General features: G+C 65.7%; 19 protein-coding genes. 3 read left to right on the plus strand and 16 right to left on the minus strand.

What is annotated here, in order from left to right; all coding sequences use genetic code 11:
• Window positions 1–57 precede the first annotated feature (57 nt).
• From lspA to N2603_RS06210, 3 genes are all read right to left on the minus strand, one after another.
• The gene (lspA, locus tag N2603_RS06200) at window positions 58–552 is read right to left on the minus strand and encodes a signal peptidase II (RefSeq protein ID WP_260388070.1); all 495 of its coding nucleotides are present in this window, start codon (window positions 550–552) and stop codon (window positions 58–60) included.
• A 200-nt stretch (window positions 553–752) separates the two neighbouring features.
• On the minus strand, window positions 753–3,761 hold the full coding sequence (gene ileS, locus N2603_RS06205; protein WP_260388071.1) for an isoleucine--tRNA ligase: 3,009 nt from the start codon (window positions 3,759–3,761) through the stop codon (window positions 753–755).
• Window positions 3,762–3,963: 202 nt separating this feature from the next.
• Window positions 3,964–4,935, minus strand: a complete 972-nt coding sequence (locus N2603_RS06210) for a bifunctional riboflavin kinase/FAD synthetase (protein ID WP_260388072.1) — start codon at window positions 4,933–4,935, stop codon at window positions 3,964–3,966.
• A gap of 231 nt (window positions 4,936–5,166) precedes the next feature.
• On the opposite strand from N2603_RS06210, the gene N2603_RS06215 reads away from it, so the two are divergent.
• The gene (locus N2603_RS06215) at window positions 5,167–5,562 is read left to right on the plus strand and encodes a response regulator (RefSeq protein ID WP_007596883.1); all 396 of its coding nucleotides are present in this window, start codon (window positions 5,167–5,169) and stop codon (window positions 5,560–5,562) included.
• Between the two features lie 179 nt (window positions 5,563–5,741).
• Here N2603_RS06215 and N2603_RS06220 read toward each other — a convergent pair whose 3' ends face one another.
• The 3 genes from N2603_RS06220 to N2603_RS06230 form a co-directional block, all read right to left on the minus strand.
• Entirely contained in the window at window positions 5,742–6,596 is an 855-nt protein-coding gene (locus tag N2603_RS06220; protein WP_018648378.1) for a TIGR01459 family HAD-type hydrolase, read from the minus strand.
• Window positions 6,597–6,611: 15 nt separating this feature from the next.
• The gene (locus tag N2603_RS06225) at window positions 6,612–8,099 is read right to left on the minus strand and encodes an EAL domain-containing protein (protein ID WP_260388073.1); all 1,488 of its coding nucleotides are present in this window, start codon (window positions 8,097–8,099) and stop codon (window positions 6,612–6,614) included.
• A gap of 142 nt (window positions 8,100–8,241) precedes the next feature.
• Window positions 8,242–9,801 carry a winged helix-turn-helix domain-containing tetratricopeptide repeat protein gene (locus tag N2603_RS06230; RefSeq protein WP_260388074.1) on the minus strand — a complete coding sequence of 520 codons (1,560 nt, stop codon included), beginning with the start codon at window positions 9,799–9,801 and terminating at the stop codon, window positions 8,242–8,244.
• Window positions 9,802–9,922: 121 nt separating this feature from the next.
• Here N2603_RS06230 and N2603_RS06235 point away from each other — a divergent pair, with 121 nt between their 5' ends.
• Window positions 9,923–10,762, plus strand: a complete 840-nt coding sequence (locus N2603_RS06235) for a class I SAM-dependent methyltransferase (RefSeq protein WP_260388075.1) — start codon at window positions 9,923–9,925, stop codon at window positions 10,760–10,762.
• Window positions 10,763–10,809: 47 nt separating this feature from the next.
• Here N2603_RS06235 and N2603_RS06240 read toward each other — a convergent pair whose 3' ends face one another.
• The 7 genes from N2603_RS06240 to uvrC all read right to left on the minus strand — a co-directional run bounded on the left by N2603_RS06240 (window position 10,810) and on the right by uvrC (window position 17,080).
• Entirely contained in the window at window positions 10,810–11,940 is a 1,131-nt protein-coding gene (locus tag N2603_RS06240; RefSeq protein ID WP_018648374.1) for a YihY/virulence factor BrkB family protein, read from the minus strand.
• A gap of 1 nt (window position 11,941) precedes the next feature.
• Window positions 11,942–12,529: a phage holin family protein gene (locus tag N2603_RS06245; RefSeq protein ID WP_018648373.1), complete on the minus strand. Its 588-nt coding sequence runs from the start codon at window positions 12,527–12,529 to the stop codon at window positions 11,942–11,944.
• An 89-nt stretch (window positions 12,530–12,618) separates the two neighbouring features.
• Window positions 12,619–13,578 (minus strand): 50S ribosomal protein L3 N(5)-glutamine methyltransferase, encoded by a 960-nt coding sequence (gene prmB / locus N2603_RS06250; protein WP_260388076.1) that lies wholly within the window; start codon window positions 13,576–13,578, stop codon window positions 12,619–12,621.
• Window positions 13,578–14,045: a molybdenum cofactor biosynthesis protein MoaE gene (locus N2603_RS06255; RefSeq protein ID WP_260388077.1), complete on the minus strand. Its 468-nt coding sequence runs from the start codon at window positions 14,043–14,045 to the stop codon at window positions 13,578–13,580. The genes prmB and N2603_RS06255 overlap by 1 nt, the downstream gene beginning before the upstream one ends.
• A gap of 4 nt (window positions 14,046–14,049) precedes the next feature.
• Window positions 14,050–14,301 carry a molybdopterin converting factor subunit 1 gene (gene moaD, locus N2603_RS06260; protein ID WP_260388078.1) on the minus strand — a complete coding sequence of 84 codons (252 nt, stop codon included), beginning with the start codon at window positions 14,299–14,301 and terminating at the stop codon, window positions 14,050–14,052.
• Window positions 14,298–14,915: a CDP-diacylglycerol--glycerol-3-phosphate 3-phosphatidyltransferase gene (gene pgsA, locus N2603_RS06265; RefSeq protein ID WP_018648369.1), complete on the minus strand. Its 618-nt coding sequence runs from the start codon at window positions 14,913–14,915 to the stop codon at window positions 14,298–14,300. Before pgsA ends, moaD begins: the two co-directional genes overlap by 4 nt.
• A 107-nt stretch (window positions 14,916–15,022) precedes the next feature.
• On the minus strand, window positions 15,023–17,080 hold the full coding sequence (gene uvrC / locus N2603_RS06270; protein ID WP_260388079.1) for an excinuclease ABC subunit UvrC: 2,058 nt from the start codon (window positions 17,078–17,080) through the stop codon (window positions 15,023–15,025).
• Window positions 17,081–17,333: 253 nt separating this feature from the next.
• On the opposite strand from uvrC, the gene N2603_RS06275 reads away from it, so the two are divergent.
• A complete protein-coding gene (locus tag N2603_RS06275) occupies window positions 17,334–17,957 on the plus strand; it encodes an outer membrane protein (RefSeq protein ID WP_020608162.1) in 624 nt (207 codons plus the stop codon).
• 103 nt (window positions 17,958–18,060) lie between these two features.
• On the opposite strand, the gene N2603_RS06280 is transcribed toward N2603_RS06275, so the two are convergent.
• From N2603_RS06280 to N2603_RS06290, 3 genes are all read right to left on the minus strand, one after another.
• Entirely contained in the window at window positions 18,061–18,276 is a 216-nt protein-coding gene (locus N2603_RS06280) for a cold-shock protein (protein ID WP_008544396.1), read from the minus strand.
• 253 nt (window positions 18,277–18,529) lie between these two features.
• A complete protein-coding gene (locus N2603_RS06285; RefSeq protein WP_018648366.1) occupies window positions 18,530–19,390 on the minus strand; it encodes a 23S rRNA (adenine(2030)-N(6))-methyltransferase RlmJ in 861 nt (286 codons plus the stop codon).
• A 129-nt stretch (window positions 19,391–19,519) separates the two neighbouring features.
• On the minus strand, window positions 19,520–20,212 hold the full coding sequence (locus N2603_RS06290; protein WP_260388080.1) for a ribonuclease T2 family protein: 693 nt from the start codon (window positions 20,210–20,212) through the stop codon (window positions 19,520–19,522).
• Window positions 20,213–20,322 lie beyond the last annotated feature (110 nt).

The raw sequence follows: 20,322 nt of genomic DNA on the forward strand, positions 1-20,322 counted from the left end.
AAGCGGCTTAAACCCTCGCAAAAGCAAGGTTCCACCTGCCGGTCGTATCGGCCGGGATCAGGGCGCTTTTGCGGCGGGTACCCCCAGGAAGGAATCATACAATAGCGCTGCCACCCCAGCAACGATGGCCACGTCCGCGAGGTTAAACACGTACCAATTATAGGTATTTCCGCCGATATCGATGTGAAACAGGGCGAAATCGACCACCGCGCCATAGGCCAGGCGGTCGATGCCGTTGCCGATCGCGCCCCCGATGATCAGGCCGAGCGCGATCGTGGCGAGCAGGGTGTGGGAGCGGGCCATCCAGATCGCCAGCGCGACCACCGCGATGGCCTTGACCGCCATCAGCGCGATCTGCGCCGCCTGGCCGTCGTTCTGGAGCCAGCCGAAGCTGATGCCGATGTTCCAGGCCAGCACGAGGTCGAAGAACGGCGTCACCTTTACGACGCCGCGACGGGCGAGGTCGAATTCGTTCAGCAGCCAGAGTTTTGAGGCCTGGTCGAGGATGACCGTCGCGATGGCCGCGAGGATGCCGGCGCGGAGGGGGGTCATGCCGGGACGCCCGCCACAAACACCGCCGTCGTCCCGGCGGAGGCCGGGACCGCCGCGCGAGCGCTATGCGCTCGTCGCGATACTCCGTGGCGGATGTTGTTGGAATGACTCGGAGTCATCAGCCTTCGCGACAATCAGCTGCGGTGGTTATGGGTCCCGGCCCCGTGCGCAATTGCGCACTAGGCCGGGACGACAGTGAGTTAAACCCCAACCCCCAGCGCCTTCCATTCGCGCAGCGCCTTCGCATCGCGCGGGGTGACGTCGGGATATTCGGGGTCTTCGCCGACCGTCGGCGAGATCTTCCAGGAGCGGGCGCATTTGGTGCCGACCGCCTTCTCGACCACGACGGCAACGCCGGGCACGGCATCGAGACGGAACGCGTTCGCCGGCGCCTCGCCCTCACGCACCTCGTAGTTCGAGGTGATGCAGATTTCGGCGAGGTCGGTGTCGAACAGCGTCATCAGCATGGTCCGGTCGGCGACATAGATCACCGGCGAGGCCTCTAGCGAGGAGCCGATGTTCTTGGCGGCGCGTTCGAGCTCGAGCGCGCCGGTGACGACGCGGCGAACGTCGCGAATGATCTCCCATTTCGCGGCGAGCTTGTCGTCGAGGAATTCATCCATTGCACCGGGGAACACCGTGAGATGGACCGATGGTTCGGCCTTCGGCCTGTACATCCGCCACGCCTCCTCGGCGGTAAAGCTCAAAATCGGAGCGAGCCACTTCAGAACGGACTCGCACAACAGGTCGATCGTCGTCAGCGCCGCCCTGCGCGCCGGCGAGGACGGCGGATCGCAATACAGCGTGTCCTTGCGGATGTCGAAGTAGAAGGCCGACAGCTCGCTGTTCAGGAAAGCTGAGAGCGTGGCGACGACGGTCTTGTAGTCGAACACCGCGTAAGCCGCGCGGATGACGGCGGCCCGCTTGGCAAGCTCGTGCAGCATCAGCCGCTCGAGCTCCGGCATCTCGGCATGAGCGACCTTCTCGCTCGGCTTGAAGTGATGCAGCGTGCCGAGCATCCAGCGGACCGTGTTGCGCAGCTTGCGATAGGTCTCGATGGTGTTCTTCAGGATCTCCGGGCCGATGCGCTGGTCGTCGGCATAGTCGGTCGCGCAGACCCAGAGGCGCAGGATGTCCGCACCCGAATCCTTGATCACCTTCTGCGGCTCGACGGTGTTGCCGATCGACTTCGACATCTTGCGGCCGTTCTCGTCGAGCGTGAAGCCGTGGGTGAGCACGATGTCGTAGGGCGCGCGGCCGCGCGTGCCCGCGCTTTCCAGCAGCGAGGAGTGAAACCAGCCGCGATGCTGGTCGCTGCCTTCGAGATACATCACGGTGTCGTTGCCGCCGTCGACCTTGCGGACGATGTTGCCGAGCTGCGGGAAGTTCTGGCGATCCTCGAGCACGAAGGCGTGCGTCGAGCCGGAATCGAACCAGACGTCGCAGATGTCGTCGACCTTCTTCCAGTCCTCGCTCGCGCGCGATCCCAGGAAGCGCTCGCGGGCTCCGTCCATGTACCAGGCGTCCGCGCCTTCCTCCATGAAGGCTTCGGTGATGCGCTGGTTGACGATCTCGTCCTGCAGGATCTCGGCCGAGCCGTCCGCCTTCTCGCGCACGAACACGGCGATCGGCACGCCCCAGGCGCGCTGGCGCGAGATCACCCAGTCCGGACGGTTGGCGATCATGCCGTTGATGCGATTCTCGCCGGACGGCGGCACCCATTGCGTGACCGAGATCGCATGCAGCGCGCGGGCGCGCAGCGTGTCGCCTTTCTTCGCGTGGCCGTCCTCGCTGATGTCCTTGTCCATCGCGATGAACCATTGCGGCGTGTTGCGGAAGATCACCGGCTTCTTCGAGCGCCACGAATGCGGATATTGGTGCTTGAGGCGGCCGCGCGCGAGCAGCTTGCCGCCCTCGATCAGCGCCTGGATCACGGCCTCGTTAGCATCGCCCTTCTCGCCCTTGTCGTTGAGCACGCGTTTGCCGGTGAAGCCGGGGGCCTGTGCGGTGTAGGCGCCGTTCTCGTCGACGGTGTAGGGGATCGCGGTCGGGATGCCGCGCGCGTCGAGCTCGCGGGTGTTGGCCGTCCAGACGTCGAAGTCCTCGCGGCCGTGGCTCGGCGCGGTGTGCACGAAGCCGGTACCGGTGTCGTCGGTGACATGCTCGCCGGCGAGCAGCGGCACGACGAACTCGTAGCCGCCGCCGAACCCGCGCAGGGGATGGGCGCATTCGACGGCATCCAGCGTGTCGCCGGGAATGTCGCGCACCTTCTCGTAAGCCGTCACGCGCGCCTGCTTGAACACGTCTGCCGCGAGCGCGTCGGCCAGGATCAGGAGATCGCCCGTCTTCGCCCAATTGTCCGCGGGCGCATCCGTCACCTTGAAGAGGCCGTAGGCGATCTTCGGCGAGAACGAGATGGCGCGGTTGCCCGGCAGCGTCCACGGCGTGGTGGTCCAGATCACGACGCTCGCGGAGGCCAGCACGCCATGGGCCGGTGAGGTCACCGGGAATTTCACCCAGACCATGTCGGAGGTGTAGTCCTCGTACTCGACCTCGGCCTCGGCAAGCGCAGTCTTCTCGACCACGCTCCACATCACCGGCTTGGAGCCGCGATAGAGCGTGCCGTTGGCCGCGAACTTCATCAGCTCGCGCGCGATCTGCGCCTCGGCGGGATAGCTCATCGTCTGGTAGGGATGATCCCAGTCGCCGATGATGCCGAGCCGCTTGAACTCCTCGCGCTGCACGTTGATCCAGTGGGTCGCATACGCGCGGCATTCCTTCCGGAATGCCACCATCGCGGTGGAGTCGCGGAAGTCGGGCTTCTGCTTGCCCTTCTTGCGGTAGTTCTCCTCCTCGATCTTCCATTCGATCGGCAGGCCGTGGCAGTCCCAGCCCGGCACGTAGTTGGAGTCGAAGCCGAGCATCTGCTGGCTCTTGGTCACGACGTCCTTGAGGATCTTGTTCAGCGCGTGCCCGATATGGATGTTGCCGTTGGCGTAGGGCGGCCCGTCATGCAGCACGAATTTGGCGCGGCCCTCGGCTTCCTTGCGCAGCTTGTCGTAGAGGCCGATGTCGTTCCAGTATTTCAGGATCTCCGGCTCGCGCTGCGGCAGGCCGGCGCGCATCGGGAATTCGGTCTGCGGCAGGAACAGGGTTTTGGAATAGTCGTTGGCTTCGGTCTTTTGGGACTTTTGCGGCTTTTCGGACATGAGGCTGACTGGCTCGGAAGGGCGCGGGAACGGATGGCGACATGGAATCGCGGGGGTGAAACGACGAAATCCCGGTCTTGCGCCGAGCCAAAAGCTCAGGCGGAAGCCGGGCCGCTAATCCCTATGATGCGCCGCGCAAACATGGGCTCTCCATAGCAGGGGGGCGGAGGAAGCGCAAAGGTCCGGCAGGCCCGTTTCGGCCTCAGTCGATGACGCCGAGCCGCGGAAACGCGTCCGGGGCGGCGGCCAGGATAGTGCGGGCGCGGGCGGAATCGTCGTCCATCTGCCGGATCAGGGCCGCCAGACTGTCGAATTTCAGCTCCTCGCGGATGAAGCCGACGAACGCGCAGTCCAGTGTCTGCCCATAGAGGTCGCCTTTGAAGTCGAACAGGAAGATTTCGAGCAGCGGCGCGCCATTATCAAAGGTCGGGCGGCGGCCGAAGCTGGCCACGCCGTCGAGACGCTCAGGCCCGCGGCCGACCCGGACCGCGTAGATGCCGTGCTTGAGACCGCAATTGGTGTCCAGGCGGATGTTGGCGGTGGGGTAACCGAGGTCGCGGCCGCGCTTCTCGCCATGGATCACCTCGCCGGTGACGAACCAGGGCGCGCCCAACATGGTGGTGGCCTCGTCGAGCTGGCCTTCGGCGAGCGCGATCCGGATGGCGCTGGAGGAGACCGGCCGTTCGTCGATATCGACATGCGGCTGCACGTCGACCTCGATGCCGAGCCGGGGTGCCTCGTTCACAAGCAGGCCCGGCGAGCCGACCCGTCCCTTGCCGAAATGGAAGTCGTAGCCGACCGCGATGCCGCTGACGCCAAGGCGCCGGATCAGGTCATGGTGAATGAAGTCTTGCGCGCTGGTGCCGGCCCTTGCCTTGTCGAAGGTCATGACCACGGCGCCGGCGAGCCCGGTGCCGGCCAGAAGCCGCAGCTTGGCCCGCTCGTCCGTCAGGCGGAATTGCGGGGTGTTGGGGCTGAAAAACCGCCGTGGATGCGGCTCGAAGGTCAATGCCAGCGCAGGGCGGCCATGCGTCCGGCCCATTTCCAGGGCCGCCGCGATGACGGCCCGGTGGCCGAGATGAACCCCGTCGAAATTGCCCATGGCGACCACGGCGCCCCGGGGAATAGCGGAATCCGGCGTGGTGTCGCGAATAACGGTAAATTGCGGGGCCATCAGGGGAATTCTCGAGCCGGCGGGACCGGCCGGGACCGTGGCGCGAGCCGCCCGATGAAGTCAAGCGTGGGAGGAGGGCCCGGTTGAGCAGGATTACAATTCTTCGGGGGCGCCCCCAGTTAACGGGCTGTTTAACGCCTTGGTGCTAGTCCTTGGAACGTGGAACTGGACGGGCCTCCCGCCTGGCAGGTCCGATCGTAATATTCCTGGGTATGCGTTGGGGGAGTCGAGATGGCGGTTGATTTGTCGATGTCGGTTCTGGTGGTTGATGACTACAGCACCATGATCCGAATCATCAGGAATCTGCTGAAGCAGCTTGGCTTCGAGAATATCGATGATGCCAGCGACGGTTCGGCGGCGCTGAACAAGATGCGCGGCAAGAAGTACGGGCTCGTGATCTCCGACTGGAACATGGAGCCGATGACGGGCTACGACCTGCTGCGTGAAGTGCGCGCGGATCCGAACCTCGCCACCACGCCCTTCATCATGATCACGGCGGAATCGAAGACCGAGAACGTGATCGCGGCCAAGAAGGCCGGCGTGAACAATTACATCGTCAAGCCGTTCAACGCGGCGACGCTGAAGACCAAGATCGAGGCGGTCTTCCCGGACATGGCGAGCGCGTAAGCGCGCCAGAGTTTTCGGCTGAATTTGGAAAGCTCGGGCGCTCGTCCCGGGCTTTCTGCGTTGGGAGTGTCATTCCGGGGCGCCCGAAGGGCGAACTATGGTGCGCAATTGCGCACCTGAGAACCTCGAGATTCCGGGTTCAGTGCTGCGCACTGCCCCGGAATGACGGTGCTAAAAGATCACCACTTCAATTCGCGCATCAAGGCCTTCGGCGGGTGGCCGAACAATTCCATCACCGAGGCCGGGTCGAGCTGGTCGAGGCCTTCGAACTCCTCGGCATGGATGCCGCGGGTGACGAACAGGCAGTCGATGCCGAATTCGCGCGCGCCAGTTAAGTCGGTGCGGACGGAATCGCCGATCGCCAGCACCTTCTTGCGGTCGATCATGTGGCCCTGGCGCTCGCCGGCTAGCCGCATGGCGCGCTCGTAGATCGGCCGGTGCGGCTTGCCGTAGAAGATCACTTCGCCGCCGAGCTCGCGGTAGAGCTCCGCGATCGCGCCGGCGCAATAGATCAGCCGGTCGCCGCGCTCCACCACGATGTCGGGGTTGGCGCAGACCAGCGTCAGCTTGCGCTCGCGCGCCTTCAGCATCATGCCGCGATAGTCTTCGGCGGTCTCGGTCTCGTCGTCATAGAGGCCGGTGCAGACGATGTAGTCGGCCTCTTCCAGCGGAGCGGTCGTCGCATCGAGGCCGCGATAGATCGAATTGTCGCGCTCGGGGCCGAGCCAGAACATCTTGCGGCCGGGATGCTCGGCGACATAGAGCCGGGTCAGGTCGCCCGACGACACGATCGCGTCATAGGTCTCGTCGGCGACACCGAGCTTGCGCAATTGCCGCTGCACGGAGTCGGCGGGGCGCGGCGCGTTGGTGATCAGGATCACCGTACCGCCGCGGCTGCGATAGGTGTGCAGCGCCTCGCAAGCCTCGGGGAAGGATTCGAGGCCGTTGTGCACGACCCCCCAGATGTCGCTGAGCACGACATCGACCCCGCCCACGAGCTCGCGCAGGCTTTCGGCGAAATGCAGCGTGGTCATGATGCGTGCGGCCGATCAGATGCGGCGCGCGAGCGCCGCGTTGCCGGTGATACGCTGGGGCGGAGGCGCCGAAGACGTCGCGCCTGAGCTTTGTGTGCCGGAGCCATTGGGTCCCTGAGTGTCCTGCGCCTGGTTCGGCGAGGCCCCGCCGGTAGCAGATGCCCCCTCCGGCCGCAATGGCCGGGGCGGCGCGAACAGGAACCCCTGGCCGAACCGCACGTCATAATCGAGCAAATCGACCACGGCGCGCTCGCCCTCGATCCGCTCGGCGATCAGGTCGATGCCGAAGCGGCCGAGCAGGTCCGAGAGGTCGGACGGGTGGATGTCGGAGGTCGAGGCCTGCCTGGGGTCGAGCAGCAACGTGGCCGGCACCTTGATGAAGCGCACGCCGCGGTCGGCGAGCTCGCGCGGCTCGATCCGGAGATCCGTGACATGGTCGATCGAGAAGCGGAAACCGCGCTGGGCGAGCGCGGCGAGGTTCTCGGTCTCGGCCGGACCGAGATTGCGGAAGGTCGACTGCTTGAACTCCAGCACCAGTGACGGTGCCAGCGCCCGGTTGGCCTCGAGGAAGTCGAGGCATTGCGCGAAGGTGGTGGAATTGCCGAGCGTGGAGGCCGCGACGTTGCAGAACACGCCGACATCCTTGTTGCGCACCATCAGGCGCCGCAGCACCTGCACACAGCGCAGCATCACCATGTTGTCGATGCGCCCGATCAGCCCCGAGGCCTCTGCGATGCTGATGAAGTCCTCGGCGGCGATCAGCTGGTCGCGCTCGTCGCGCACCCGCGTCACGGCCTCGTAGAACCGCACCTTGCGCTGTGGCAGTGTCACCATCGGCTGGAGGAAGATGTCGATGCGGTTCTCGTCGATCGCGTTGCGCAGCGTCGCCAGCAATTGGGTCTGGTTACGTCCGTTGGCGGCCGGGACGGCATTGGCGGTGTGGGTCTGAACCGCCGCTGCCGGCCGCGGCGGCACCGCGGGAGGCGCGGGGAAAGGCGGCGGCGCGGCGGCCTGTCGCTCCTCGAACGGCGCGATCAGGTCGATCGGCGCTTCCTGCTCCGGTCCTGCCACTGCCGCTGCCGCAGGTCCAGGCGCGGCGCCGGCCAGCAGGTCCTCATGCGCCGATACGGTGGAAGCGAGCTGCCTGACCAGGCCGCCGAGCTCATTGATCTCGCCGACCACCGACTGGATGCGGTCGGAATTGGTCGAGTTGGACGAGGCGATACGCCCCTCCATCGCCGCCAGCCGGCGGCCGAACTCCGCCACTTGGCGGGCGAGGTCGGCCGTGCCGCGCGAGAGGTCGGCGATCTGGCCGCCGACGTCGCTGCGGTCGCGCAGCCGCATCGACACCGCGTTGTAGAGGATGAGGAAGGTCAGCGCGGTCAGCGCCACGATCGCGGATTCGGTTCCGCTGATGCCGACGGCCGCGTAGAGCACCAGCCCGAGCGAAGCCGCGACCAGAACCATGCAGATGGCGATGAAGATCGTCGAAATGCGAATCATGCCGCGCGTTACGCCTCAAGAGCTGACAGCCTCACCCGGGAAAACACGGGCCAGTTTGCGAACCCGTCACGCCTCATGCTCCCCCAAGCCGCACGAGCTTAACATCATTGTTGATTCGAGGGGATAGCGGCCTGTTCGGGCTTCAAGTGAGGCCAGCCCGGCGAAAGCCTTCGAGGTAGCGCTCGCGGTCATGGGGGAGCTTGATCGGCATGAACTCGGCGATCCAGGCGAGCGAGACGTTCGGTTGGGCGCGGCGCAGTTCCCTCAAGGCCGCCGCCGCGACCTCGCGATGCCCGGCCATGCCGGCGGCCGCGGTCAGGACCCGGTGTGCGCCGACGAAGTCGCTGCGCTGGCGCAAGGCCTCCTGCGCCAGGCGGATGGCCTCCACGTCGTCGCCGCCGAGGAAACGCGCATAGGCGGCGATGCCGAAATAGACCGGGGCATAGGGATCGCGCGGGCTGAGGCGGATCGCCCGGCGCGCCGCCTCGTCCGCCTCCTGCCAGCGGCCGCAATAGCCGAGCGCCAGGCCATGATAGCCCTGCGCCAGCGCGAAGTTCGGATTGAGCCGGAGCGCGGTCTCGAACTCGGCCAGCGAGTCCTCGAACCGTCGCGCGAACAGATGGACGTGGCCGAGCGCGTTGTGGGCCCAGGCGTCCTCGTCGTCGGCGCGGATCGCGGCACGCGCCGCGCGCTCGGCGGCGGGTAGCGCGACGGCCATGTCCATCCAGCCCATATGCGCGGTGAACATGTAGCTGGTGCCGAGCAGGCCGAGCGCTTTGCCGTAGGTGGGGTCGAGTGCGATGGCCTTTTCGAGCAGGGCCTGGGCGACCACGTGATCCTGCCGCGTCACCCGCCAGTAGTGCGAGAGCGCGCGCATGACGAGGTCCCAGGCATCCATGCTGTCGGGCGGCTTGCGCTGGGCGCGAAAATTCTCCGCGGCATAGAGCTGCGGCTCGATCGCGGCGACGATCGCCTCGGTGATCTCGTCCTGGACGGCGAAGACGTCGGCGAGCTCGCGGTCGTAGCGTTCGGCCCAGAGATGGCTGCCGGTGGCGACGTCGTTGAGTTGCGCCGTGATGCGGACGCGCTCGCCATCCTTGCGGACGCTGCCCTCGACGACGTAGCGCACGCCGAGCTCTTCGGCGACCTGCCGCAAATGAACCGTGCGGCCCTTGTAGATGAAGGAGGAGTTGCGCGCGATGACGAAGAACCAGCGTAGCTTCGACAGCGCGGTGATGATGTCCTCGCTGATGCCGTCGGAGAAATAGTCCTGCCCGGCCTCGCCGCTCATGTTGGTGAAGGGCAGCACCGCGATCGCGGGGCGATCGGGCAGCGGCAGACCCGTCGGCGGTGCGGGCGGCTCGTCTGTCCCAGCTGGTCTGGCGGCGCCGGCCAGCTCGGTCACCGCGCCGACGAACCGCACGCCCTTGCGCGCGACGGTGCGGATCAGCCGCTGCTCCTCGCCATTGTCGCCGACCGCGCGGCGCGCTGCATTGATCCGGCTCGTCAGTGTCGATTCCGAGACGACGCGGCCGTTCCAGATCGCATCGAGCAGGTTGTCCCGCGTCACCACGCGTTCGCGGTTGCGGACGAGGTAGGTCAGGAGGTCGAACACTTGCGGTTCGAGCGCGACGAGCGTGTCCGCGTGCCGCAATTCGCGGCGCTCGGGGTCGAGCAGGAAATCCTCGAACTGAAACGTCACAATTCCCCCTCGGCTCCCGTTCGGAAATCAAGGCGCTCTCAGCGTAAAATAACGCCGCTCTCAAGGCCAGCGAACCGCATGCGCCCTATCGTCCCGGCGTTTACAACCGCAGGAGATTGCCATGTCGACATCCGCCGTGCTCAAGCCAGCCGCAGCCCAGCCCGATCTTGCCGCCGTCAAGCAGCGCCAGCACGGCGCCTGGTCGTCGGGCGACTATGCCGTCGTCGGCACCACCTTGCAGATCGTCGGCGAACAGCTCTGTGAGGCACTCGACATACGTGCCGGCAGCAAGGTGCTGGACGTCGCCGCCGGCAACGGCAATGCGACGCTGGCCGCGGCGCGGCGCTGGTGCGACGTCACGTCCACCGATTACGTGCCGGCGCTGCTCAAGCGCGGGCGCGAGCGGGCGGCGGCCGAACATCTCATGATCGAATTCCGCGAGGCCGATGCCGAAGCGCTGCCGTTTGCCGACGCCAGCTACGACGTCGTGCTCTCGACCTTCGGCGTGATGTTCACGCCGGACCAGGACAAGGCGGCCTCCGAGCTCGCGCGGGTCTGCAAATCGGGCGGCAAGATCGGCCTCGCCAACTGGACGCCGCAGGGTTTCATCGGCCAGCTGTTCAAGACCATCGGCAAGCATCTGCCGCCGCCGGCCGGCGTGAAGTCGCCGGCCCTGTGGGGCACACAGGCGCGGCTTGAGGAGATGTTTGGCAGTCAGGCCTCGGAGATCGCCGCTGAGCCGCGCATGTTCGTGTTCCGCTATCGCTCGCCTGAGCACTGGCTCGAAATCTTCAAGACCTTCTACGGACCCACGCTGAAGGCGTTTGCCGCGCTCGACGAGACCGGTCAGGCGGCGCTGAAGCGCGATCTGCTGGCGCTGCTCGGAGAGTTCAATCATGCCGACGACGGTACGATCGTCGTGCACAGCGAATATCTGGAAGCCGTGATCACCCGGCGCTGATACGTTCGGGATGCGGTCAGGCCGGCTGCCGGCCTGACCGCCACCGGTCAAAATGGCGCGGCGGCGCCGACCGTGTCGGCCGAGACGGCTTCGCGGGTGCCGAGCGGCTTGGGGCGACCGGTCGTCGTGTCGCGCAGCGTCTGCCGCTCGATCTCCGAGTTCAGCTCGGCGCCGAACATGATGACGATGGCCGACATCCACATCCACATCATCAGGCCGATCGCAGCTCCAAGCGAGCCGTAGGTCGCATTGTAGTTGGCGAATTCCGAGAGATACCAGGACAGCAGCGCCGAGCCGGCGATCCAGAGAATGGCGGCCGTCACCGCGCCGACGCTCAGCCACTGCCAGCGCGGCGCATCGCGGCTGGGCGCAAAGCGGTAGAGGATGGCGAGCGCGGCGAGCAGGATGACGAACAGCAGCGGCCACCGTGCCAGCGCCACGATCAGCTTGCTTTCCGGCGCCATGCCGAGATGGTTGAGCGCAAGCGGGAAGGCGACGACGGCACCCACCATCAGCAGCAGCGCCACGATGCCGCCGACGGTGAAGGCCAGCGACACCATGTTGAGCTTGAGGAAGCTGCGCTTCTCGCGCTCCTCATAGGCGACATTGAGGGCGTCGATGATGGCCTTGACCCCCGCGTTGGCGCTCCAGATCGCAAGCACGAGGCCCACCAGGAAGGTGACCCCGAGCGTGGTATTGCCGTGCGACACCACGCGCGCGACCTGGTCCTCGACGATCTGGAAGGAACCCTCTGGCAGCATGGTCGCTAGCGTCTGCAGATTGGAGCTGATCGTCGAGGGATCGGCGAACAGACCGTAAGAGGAGACCAGCGCGGTGACGGCGGGGAAGATCGCGAGCAGTCCGAAGAACACGACGCCGCCGGCGGTCGCGAGCAGCCGATCATCATCGATGCGCTGATAGGTGCGCCAGAAGATATCCTTCCAGCCGGCCCAGGGGATCGCGAACGGACTTTTCGAGCGCCGGCCGCGGCCGGGTTGCGCGGCCGCGGCCGCCGGATTCGTTTCTGGTGAGTTAGCCTCGCTGTTGCGGTGGTCCGGCGGAGGTCCCGGACGGACCAGGCCGGAATCCTGGAAGTAGCGCTCCGCCGTGAGCACGAAGACGGCCGTGGCCGCAACCAGCAGCCAGCTGTCGATTGGCTCGGAGCGCCGCATCAACATGTCAGGTCTCCAACCGGTGCCCGTGGCGCCGCCGGCGCGCTGCCGTGACGCCGAGCAGCCCGACCGCTGCGAGCATCAGGCCAAGCTGCACGGGCCGGTTGGTGCGAACTGGCCGGCTCTTGTTGCCATGGCCGCGTTCACCCGGCGCGAGCGGCGCCAATGGAATCGTCGTGGCGACCTCCTTCACCGCCTGCTTGACCGTTCCGCGCGGGATCCGCGGTGTTGCGACCGCCACGCGCAGACGGCTCGCAAGCGGCACGATCGGCTTGGGCTTCCGCCTCATCTGCGCCATCGCCACCCCGGCGCAGACCGCAGCCAGCACCAGCAGCACTGCGCCGACAGCGCCAAAGCCCCAGAATTGCCCGTAGTGGATGGCGATCCAGCGGTACAGGGCGATCAGCCCGACAAAGAAGGCTGCGACAACGAACAGGCCCGCAACGGCGAACAGCCCGCCGGCCACCGCGTAAGACGTCACCTTGCCGGTGGCTTGGCTGGTCTGGTCACGCAGATAGGATTGAGCAGCGCGTTTGACGTGGTTGAGCTTGAGCGCCACACCGGCGCGCAGCAATTCGCCCGATGGCGCAAGCATGGGGACATCCTCCGAGAGCGAGACAATGCATCGGGGGATGAACGTGGCCGAATTTGACTTGTTCCGTCGAAGCCGGGGCCCCCGACGGATCAGCCGAGATCGGCGGCCGAAATCCAGAACACCTCGCCCTCGGAGTCTTCGGTGTCCAGCCACAGCAGCGGCAGTTCCGGAAAGGCCTCGTCGACCAACTCGCGGCCACGGCCGATCTCGCAGATCAGTCCGCCGCCGGGCGCCAGATGATCGGGCGCATCGCGCAGGATCTTCCGCACCACGTCGAGACCATCGGCACCGCCGTCGAAGGCGAGCTTTGGCTCGGCCCGGCACTCCGGCGGCAATGCCGCCATGCCTTCGGCATCGACGTAAGGCGGGTTGGTAATGATCAGGTCATATCGTGCATCGCCGAGCGGGGCGAACAGGTCGCCGCGATAGAGCGTGATCCGGTCCTCGAGCCCGTAGTCCCCGACATTGCGCGCGGCGACCTCGATTGCGCCCTTGGAGATGTCGACGGCATCGACCTCAGCGTTCGGGAAGTGATGCGCGGCGAGGATCGCAAGACATCCCGAGCCCGTGCAGAGATCGAGCACGCGCTCGACGGCGGTGGGGTCGTCGATCAGCGCGCCGGGTCCGCCCTCGTCGCCGAAATGCGAATCCAGGAGCTCGCCGATGAAGGAGCGTGGAACGATGACGCGCTCGTCGACATAGAAGGGCAGGCCGCGCATGTAGATCTTGTTGACGAGATAGGCGGCCGGTTTGCGCGTCGTGACGCGCTGATGGATGAGATCGAGGAGGGTCTTGCCTTCCGCGACGGTGACACGCACGTGGGCAAAGCCCTCGAACTGGTCGGGAGTGAGATGCAGCGCCTCAGAGATCAGGAACACGGCTTCCGCGACCGGGTCGGTCGTGCCGTGGGCAAAGGCGAGCTTCGCCTCGACAAAGCGGCTCACCGCGTAGCGGACATAGTCGAGCAGCGTGAGAAGCTCGCCGGGCCCCACCTTCGCAAGCTTCGGCGCGGCGCGGCCGCGCGCGGTCTTTTTCGCAATTTTTGCCATCAGGATTTGGTCCAGCGTGCGGCGGCCTCGTCGTCACGGGCGTGGGCCTCGACCCAGCCGGTGCCGGTGGCGCTCTCTTCCTTCTTCCAGAACGGGGCGCTGGTCTTGAGGTAATCCATCAGGAACTCGGCCGCCTGGAATGCGGCCTGGCGATGCTGCGAGGCGGTCAGCACCAGGACGATGTTCTGGCCCGGCATGAATCGCCCGACGCGGTGGATCACCGTGACGCCGTTGAGCGGCCAGCGCGAGATGGCCTCGTCGGCATGGCGCCTGATCTCCTCCTCGGCCATGCCCGGATAATGCTCGAGTGTGAGCGCGGCGACCTGGGCGCTGTCGTCGTCGGCGCGGCAGATGCCTGAGAAGCTCACCACCGCGCCGATGTCTGTGCGGCTCTTGGTCAGGACTGCGATCTCGCGGGCGATGTCGAAATCGTCTTCCTGGATGCGGATGGTGACGGGGCAGCTCATGAGCCTAGCCGCCGGTCATCGGCGGGAAGAACGCGATCTCGCGTGCGCCCGCGATCGCGGCGTCCGACTTGACGTGGGCATGGTCGATTGCGGCGCGGATCACCTTCGGCTTCTCGAACGCGTACGCATAAGCATCGCTCCGGCCGGAGAGCCAGGCGATCAGCTCCTCCACGGTGCGCACGGTCGCCGGCGGCTCGATGGTCTCCTCGGCCTTGCCGACGCGCTCGCGCACCCAGGCGAAATACTTCACCTTCATCCCTCGTCCTCCTTGATGAGGTGATGGATGCCGGCGCGGAAATAGTCGTAGCCGGTGTAGATGGTCAGGATCGCCGAGGCCCACAGCAGCGCAAGGCCGATCATCGTAACGACGGGCACCACTTCGTCGCCGGCGGGACCTGCGAGCAGGAAGCCGATCGCGACCAGCTGGACCGTGGTCTTCCACTTCGCAAGCTTGGTCACGGGCACGCTGACGCGGAGCGCGGCGAGGTATTCGCGCAGGCCCGAGACCAGGATCTCGCGGCACAGGATCACGATGGCGGCCCATAGCGACCAGCCATGGATGATGCCGTCGGCGGCCAGCATCAGCAGGCAGGACGCGACCAGCAGCTTGTCGGCGATCGGGTCGAGCATCCGGCCGAATGCCGATTGTTGATTCCAGATCCGCGCGTAATAGCCGTCGAGGTAGTCGGTGACCGCAGCCGCAATGAAGATGGCGACCGCGACCCAGCGCAGCCACAGCGGCTGATCCAGAATCGACTGCGCATAGATGCATCCGACCACGACCGGGATCGCGGCGATCCGGCCATAGGTCAGGATGTTGGGGAGGGACATCGCGCGGCTGGTTGTCCCTCGTGTCGTGGCGATGTTCATCCGTCCTACCAATACCGCTCAAGGCTGAAGGTCAACCGTCCCGCTCACAAATGCGACGCCGGATGCGACGACCTTATGACCATGGCTCCCCTTGGCTCCCCTTTAGTTCACCCCGGCTGGGGATGGAAATACTCGAAAATCCTGCGGGCGCTTTCGGCGCTCACCCCCGGAACCTTGCCGAGATCGGCGATCGAGGCCCGTTCGATCTCCTTCAGGGTTCCGAAATGGTGCAGCAAGGCACGTTTGCGTGACGGGCCGATGCCCGGAATCTCCTGCAAACCGGCCTCGCGGATGTCCTTCTTGCGCAGCTTGCGGTGCGAGCCGATGACGAAGCGGTGGGCCTCGTCGCGCAGGCGCTGGATGAAATAGAGCACGGGATCGCGCGGCTCCAGCTTGATCGCCTCGCGCTCCGGCATGAACAGGGTTTCGCGCCCGGCATCGCGGTCCGGCCCCTTGGCGACCGACATTAGGGACACCTGGGTCAGGCCGAGAGCGGCAAAGATCTCGCGCACCGCGTTGAGCTGGCCGCGGCCGCCGTCGATGATCACGAGGTCGGGCCATTGCGGAAAGTCGTCGTCCTTGACCTTGGCACCCTCCTCGGGCGGATTGATCAGGCGCTTGAAGCGTCGCTCCAGCACTTCGCGCATCATGGCGAAGTCGTCGCCCGGCGTGATCCCTTCCGACTTGATGTTGAACTTGCGGTACTGGTTCTTCACGAAGCCGTCGGGTCCGGCGACGATCATGGCGCCGACCGCATTGGTGCCCTGGATGTGGCTGTTGTCGTAGACCTCGATGCGCTTGGGCGCATGCGGCAGGCTGAGCGTCGCGGCCATGGCGTCGAGCAGGCGGCTCTGGGTCGCGGTGTCCGCGAGCTTGCGGCCGAGCGCCTCGCGCGCATTGGTCAGCGCGTGGGTGACGAGCTCCTTCTTCTCGCCGCGCTTGGGCGCGGTGACCTCGACCTTGTGGCCGGCCTTGATCGCGAGCGCGTTGGCGAGCAGCTCGCTCTCCTCGATCTCGTGTGAGAGCAGGATGACCTTCGGCGGCGGCTTGTCGTCGTAGAACTGGGCGAGGAACGAGCCGAGCACTTCCTCCGGCGTGAAAGTCTTCTCCGCGCGCGGGAAATAGGCGCGATTGCCCCAGTTCTGGCCGGTGCGGAAGAAGAACACCTCGACGCAGAAGAAACCGCCTTCCTGGTGGACCGCGAACACGTCGGCTTCCTCGACCGTGCGCGGATTGATGCCCTGCTGCGACTGGATCGCCGACAGCGCGGCGAGACGGTCGCGGTAGAGCGCGGCGCGCTCGAACTCGAGCTCGCCTGAGGCCTTCTCCATCTCGCCGGCGAGCTCCTGCTTCACCGCGTGGCTCTTGCCGGAGAGGAAGTCGCTCGCCTCACGCACCAGCGTTGAATAGCCGCCGAAATCGATCTCGCGGGTGCAGGGACCGGCGCAGCGGCGGATCTGGTAGAGCAGGCAGGGCCGGGTCCGGCTCTCGAAGAAGGAATCGGTGCAGGAGCGGATCAGGAACGCGCGCTGCAACGCCGTGATGGTGCGGTTGACCGCGCCGGCGGAGGCGAACGGGCCGAAATAGCGCCCGGGCCGCGTCTGCGCGCCGCGATGTTTCAGGATCTGCGGCGCCCAATGGTCGCCGGTGATCAGGATATAGGGAAACGACTTGTCGTCGCGCAGCTGCACGTTGAAGCGCGGCCGCAGCTGTTTGATGAGATTGGCTTCCAGCAGCAGCGCTTCGGTCTCGGTGTTGGTCGAGACGATCTCCACCGTCACGGTGGCTGCGATCATGCGCAGGATGCGCGCCGGCTGCGGCGCGCTCTGACGCGCGTAATTGGACAGGCGCTTTTTGACGTTCTTGGCCTTGCCGACATAGAGCACGTCGGCATTGGCATTGAGCATGCGGTAGACGCCGGGCGAGGTCGGGGCGAGGCGGACCGCGCGCTCGATCGCCTCGTGGCCGGTCGCCAGCGGCTCTTCGCCGACCGCGCCGCTCTCTTCGAGGATATCGGGCAGCAGCGCATCGTCCTCGTCGTCGCCGCCTGTGGTGGCGGGATCGACGTCCGGCGCCGCCGGTCCCCCGGGCGGCGCGTCGTTCGCTGCGGGTTGCCGCGATTTGCGCGCGCTGTCGTCCGGATTGTCGGTGGAATCGTGAACCATGAAGCGAATTTAGGCGCTGGGCGCGCCGATTTGAAGTTCCGGCCATGCCGCACACACAGGATGGCGGCGCAGTTCCCGGTAACGCTTGCTTAAGCCTGTTAACAGCGCGGTAACCCGGCTTAACAGCCCTTTAACTTAAAACTCTCGATAAATCTTACGCGAAAGGGTCTTGGTTCCGTAACCATGGGGTTTTGCCTCGCGCGCGCGGCGCCAGGCATCGCACCGGTTGCGGCAGTTGCGTTGGAGTTAAGTGATGAAGAGGCTCGTTGTGGGCGCAGCCGCGTTGGTTGCAGCCGGCTGGACGGGTTCGGCAGGCGCCGCCGACATGAATTATGGAGGGCGCGCACCCTATACCGTGAACCAGCCGCTCAATGCCTATAGCTGGGCCGGTCCCTATCTCGGCGGCAACATCGGCTACGAATGGGGCTCGGTCGACAACAACCCCGCAAAGCCGTCCGGCTTCGTCGGCGGCGTCCAGGCCGGCTACAATTTCCAGAACGGCCCGTGGGTGTTCGGCGTCGAGGGTGACATCCAGGCGGCCGGCGCCGACGACACCTTCGCGCCGTGGAAGTTCTCCAATCCGTGGTTCGGCACGCTGCGCGGCCGCGCCGGCTATGCCTTCAGCAACGTGCTGTTCTACGGCACCGCGGGCCTTGCCTTCGGCGAGCTGCGCGCGCAGACCTTCGGCTGGACGGAGTCGCACACCACCGCCGGCTGGACCATCGGTGCCGGTGCGGAAGTCGGCCTCGCGCCGAACTGGAGTGCCAAGCTCGAATATCTCTACATCGATCTGTCGACGAGCCAGTTCGCAATCACCGGCGTGTCGAACGGCTACAGCGCCAGCGTTGTGCGCGCAGGCGTGAACTATCGCTTCTGATAGCTGAAGAAGAAGATACCAGACCACAGCCTCCCGGCCGTTCGCGGCCGGGATTTTTTTTGCGTCCGGTGCTTTCGCGTCAGGCGTTTCGCGGGCAGGCCCGCTAGGACAGGATCACCAGGTTGACGGCCTTGGGTCCCTTCCCCTTCTTGTCCGGTTCGACTTCGAAAGTAATACGCTGTCCTTCGGCAAGGTCTTTCAGTCCCGCACGCTCTACAGCCGTAATATGTACGAAGACATCGCGACCGCCGTCATCAGGCTTGATGAAGCCGTAGCCGCGCTCTCCGTTGAAGAACTTAACTGTTCCCGTCATGGCCATCGGGAAACTCCCCCTCATTGCTCCTCCGTCGCGACGCAGACGCACGTCACGACATGACCGGGCCTTACGAAGCCCGGGAGAGCTGGCCATCCTTGGTCGGACCTCATCGGCCCGGCGGGATCTTTCTTAGGCCTTCACTCCGCCGCAACCATTCGCGGAAGCGGAACGTAAAGCCAGTCACGGAAACAGCATAATACGGTTCTTTGCGGATTGACTACCGCTACTGCATATTTTTCCCAAGAATGCCGGAGGGTTACCTCTTCGGTATCTCTAATCGGAATCTGGCAGCGCCGCCCTGGCCGAGCGGCATCTCCAGCTCGGGCAGAATGGTTTTGAGCTCGCCATGCAGCGTGTAGGGCGGATTGACGATCAAAAGCCCGGTGGAGGTGAGGGGCCCGCCATCGGCTTGCGGTGCGGCGCTGAATTCGAGACGCAGGCATTTGCCCGGTGGTTTTGCTGCGGCTGCGAGCCGCGCCACTGATTGCGCCAGCGTGTCGGTGGCGCGGCGGTTCTTGGCCGGATACCAGATTACATAGATACCGGTCGGCCATTTCGCGAAGGCTGCCGAGAAGGCTTCGCCCAGCCGTTCGAACTCGTCCTTGGCCTCGAACGGCGGATCGATCAGCACGAGACCGCGCCGTTCTTTCGGCGGCACGAAGGCCGGCAGCGCCACCCAGCCGTCGAGATCCACCACGCGAGCCTGCTCGTCGCGGCGCAGCACGTCGATCAGCGCCTTGCGCGCCTTCGGCTCGAGCTCGCAGGCGACGAGGCGGTCCTGCGGCCGCAGCAGACCGCGCGCGATCAGCGGCGAGCCAGGATAGGCCTTGAGCTCGCCCTTCGGATTGAAGGCGCGGACGATGTCGAGATAGGGTTTTGTCAGTGCGATGGTCTCGTTCGACAGGCGCGCCTGCATCAGCCGCGCGATGCCGGTCAGCCACTCGCCGCCGCGGCGCGCCTCGTCGCTTTCGAGATCGTAGAGGCCGGCACCGGCGTGGGTGTCGATGACACGGAACGCCCCCGGCTTCTCCTGCAGATAGGTGATGATGCGCGCAAGCACGATGTGCTTGATGACATCGGCGAAGTTGCCGGCGTGGAAGGCGTGGCGGTAGTTCATGAGCTAGGACTACGTTGTCTGGCGCGATCCCATCCCCTTGTCATTGCGAGCGCAGCGAAGCAATCCAGAATCTTTCCGCGGAGGCAGTCTGGATTGCTTCGTCGCAAGGGCTCCTCGCAATGACGGTGGCTACCCACCCCTGATCGGCGGCATCGTCACCTGGTCGCGGCGGCAGGCGCGGCGGTCGATCTCCTCGCAGGCGCGGAATTGCAGATCCTTGCTGAGGCAGATGCGGACCTCGGACAATCGCGTCCGGTTGCAGGTGACCGAGACGGCGGCGCTGCTGAGACCCGGATTGGCCTTGATGAAGGCCTCCTCGACGTCGGCAGGCGCGACGGTCCTGGCCTGCGACAAATCGAGATACTCGGCCGGAATCTTGATCGCGGCGCGCGCCTTGCGGATCGTCTCGAAATAGCTGCGGTCGGCGAGACCCGAGCAGGTGCCGTGCTTGTCCCACTCGTTGAAGATCAGGCCCGGCGCCGGCATCAGGTCGAGCATGGAGGAGACGATGCTGCGGCTCAGCCTCGGCGCCGGCCGCTGGCAATATTCCGGAAAGCCGTTCTCATATTGCGGCCACAGCCCGTGCACCACGAAGGCGTAGGGCCGGCCGCTGCACTGCATCTGGGAGCGGCCGCCACGCTCGGCCGCTTCCTCGCAGAACGAGGGCGACCATGACAGCGACAGCACATAGAAATCGAATTCGCCCGGCGCGTTCTGCCGCTTGTCCTGGGCTTTCGCGCCGTCGGCGAACGACGCCAGCCCGGCGGCAAGGGCGAGTGAGATCACAAGACGGGAGAACGAACGCAATCTGGAATGAAACATGGCGACGCCCCTCAACTAGACTGTGCAATCGAGCCTAGCAGGCGATGAGAACATTTCAAGAACAAATTTCGAGCGCCGGTGGTTCGGCCGCTTGATCGGACCGAATCAGA

Origin of the sequence: Bradyrhizobium huanghuaihaiense (assembly GCF_025200885.1) — a bacterium.
GTDB classification, from domain to species: domain Bacteria; phylum Pseudomonadota; class Alphaproteobacteria; order Rhizobiales; family Xanthobacteraceae; genus Bradyrhizobium; species Bradyrhizobium huanghuaihaiense.

Bases quoted from the DNA above. Each gene is read 5' to 3' on its own strand.
- N2603_RS06235 (WP_260388075.1), top strand. From the start codon at position 9,923: ATGTCGACATCCGCCGTGCTCAAGCCAGCCGCAGCCCAGCCCGATCTT.
- N2603_RS06240 (WP_018648374.1), bottom strand. From the start codon at position 11,940: ATGTTGATGCGGCGCTCCGAGCCAATCGACAGCTGGCTGCTGGTTGCG.
- N2603_RS06215 (WP_007596883.1), top strand. From the start codon at position 5,167: ATGGCGGTTGATTTGTCGATGTCGGTTCTGGTGGTTGATGACTACAGC.
- N2603_RS06255 (WP_260388077.1), bottom strand. From the start codon at position 14,045: ATGAGCTGCCCCGTCACCATCCGCATCCAGGAAGACGATTTCGACATC.
- N2603_RS06285 (WP_018648366.1), bottom strand. From the start codon at position 19,390: ATGAACTACCGCCACGCCTTCCACGCCGGCAACTTCGCCGATGTCATC.
- N2603_RS06225 (WP_260388073.1), bottom strand. From the start codon at position 8,099: ATGATTCGCATTTCGACGATCTTCATCGCCATCTGCATGGTTCTGGTC.
- prmB (WP_260388076.1), bottom strand. From the start codon at position 13,578: ATGGCAAAAATTGCGAAAAAGACCGCGCGCGGCCGCGCCGCGCCGAAG.
- N2603_RS06280 (WP_008544396.1), bottom strand. From the start codon at position 18,276: ATGGCCATGACGGGAACAGTTAAGTTCTTCAACGGAGAGCGCGGCTAC.
- N2603_RS06220 (WP_018648378.1), bottom strand. From the start codon at position 6,596: ATGACCACGCTGCATTTCGCCGAAAGCCTGCGCGAGCTCGTGGGCGGG.
- N2603_RS06290 (WP_260388080.1), bottom strand. From the start codon at position 20,212: ATGTTTCATTCCAGATTGCGTTCGTTCTCCCGTCTTGTGATCTCACTC.
- lspA (WP_260388070.1), bottom strand. From the start codon at position 552: ATGACCCCCCTCCGCGCCGGCATCCTCGCGGCCATCGCGACGGTCATC.
- uvrC (WP_260388079.1), bottom strand. From the start codon at position 17,080: ATGGTTCACGATTCCACCGACAATCCGGACGACAGCGCGCGCAAATCG.
- N2603_RS06210 (WP_260388072.1), bottom strand. From the start codon at position 4,935: ATGGCCCCGCAATTTACCGTTATTCGCGACACCACGCCGGATTCCGCT.
- N2603_RS06245 (WP_018648373.1), bottom strand. From the start codon at position 12,529: ATGCTTGCGCCATCGGGCGAATTGCTGCGCGCCGGTGTGGCGCTCAAG.
- N2603_RS06275 (WP_020608162.1), top strand. From the start codon at position 17,334: ATGAAGAGGCTCGTTGTGGGCGCAGCCGCGTTGGTTGCAGCCGGCTGG.
- moaD (WP_260388078.1), bottom strand. From the start codon at position 14,301: ATGAAGGTGAAGTATTTCGCCTGGGTGCGCGAGCGCGTCGGCAAGGCC.
- pgsA (WP_018648369.1), bottom strand. From the start codon at position 14,915: ATGAACATCGCCACGACACGAGGGACAACCAGCCGCGCGATGTCCCTC.
- ileS (WP_260388071.1), bottom strand. From the start codon at position 3,761: ATGTCCGAAAAGCCGCAAAAGTCCCAAAAGACCGAAGCCAACGACTAT.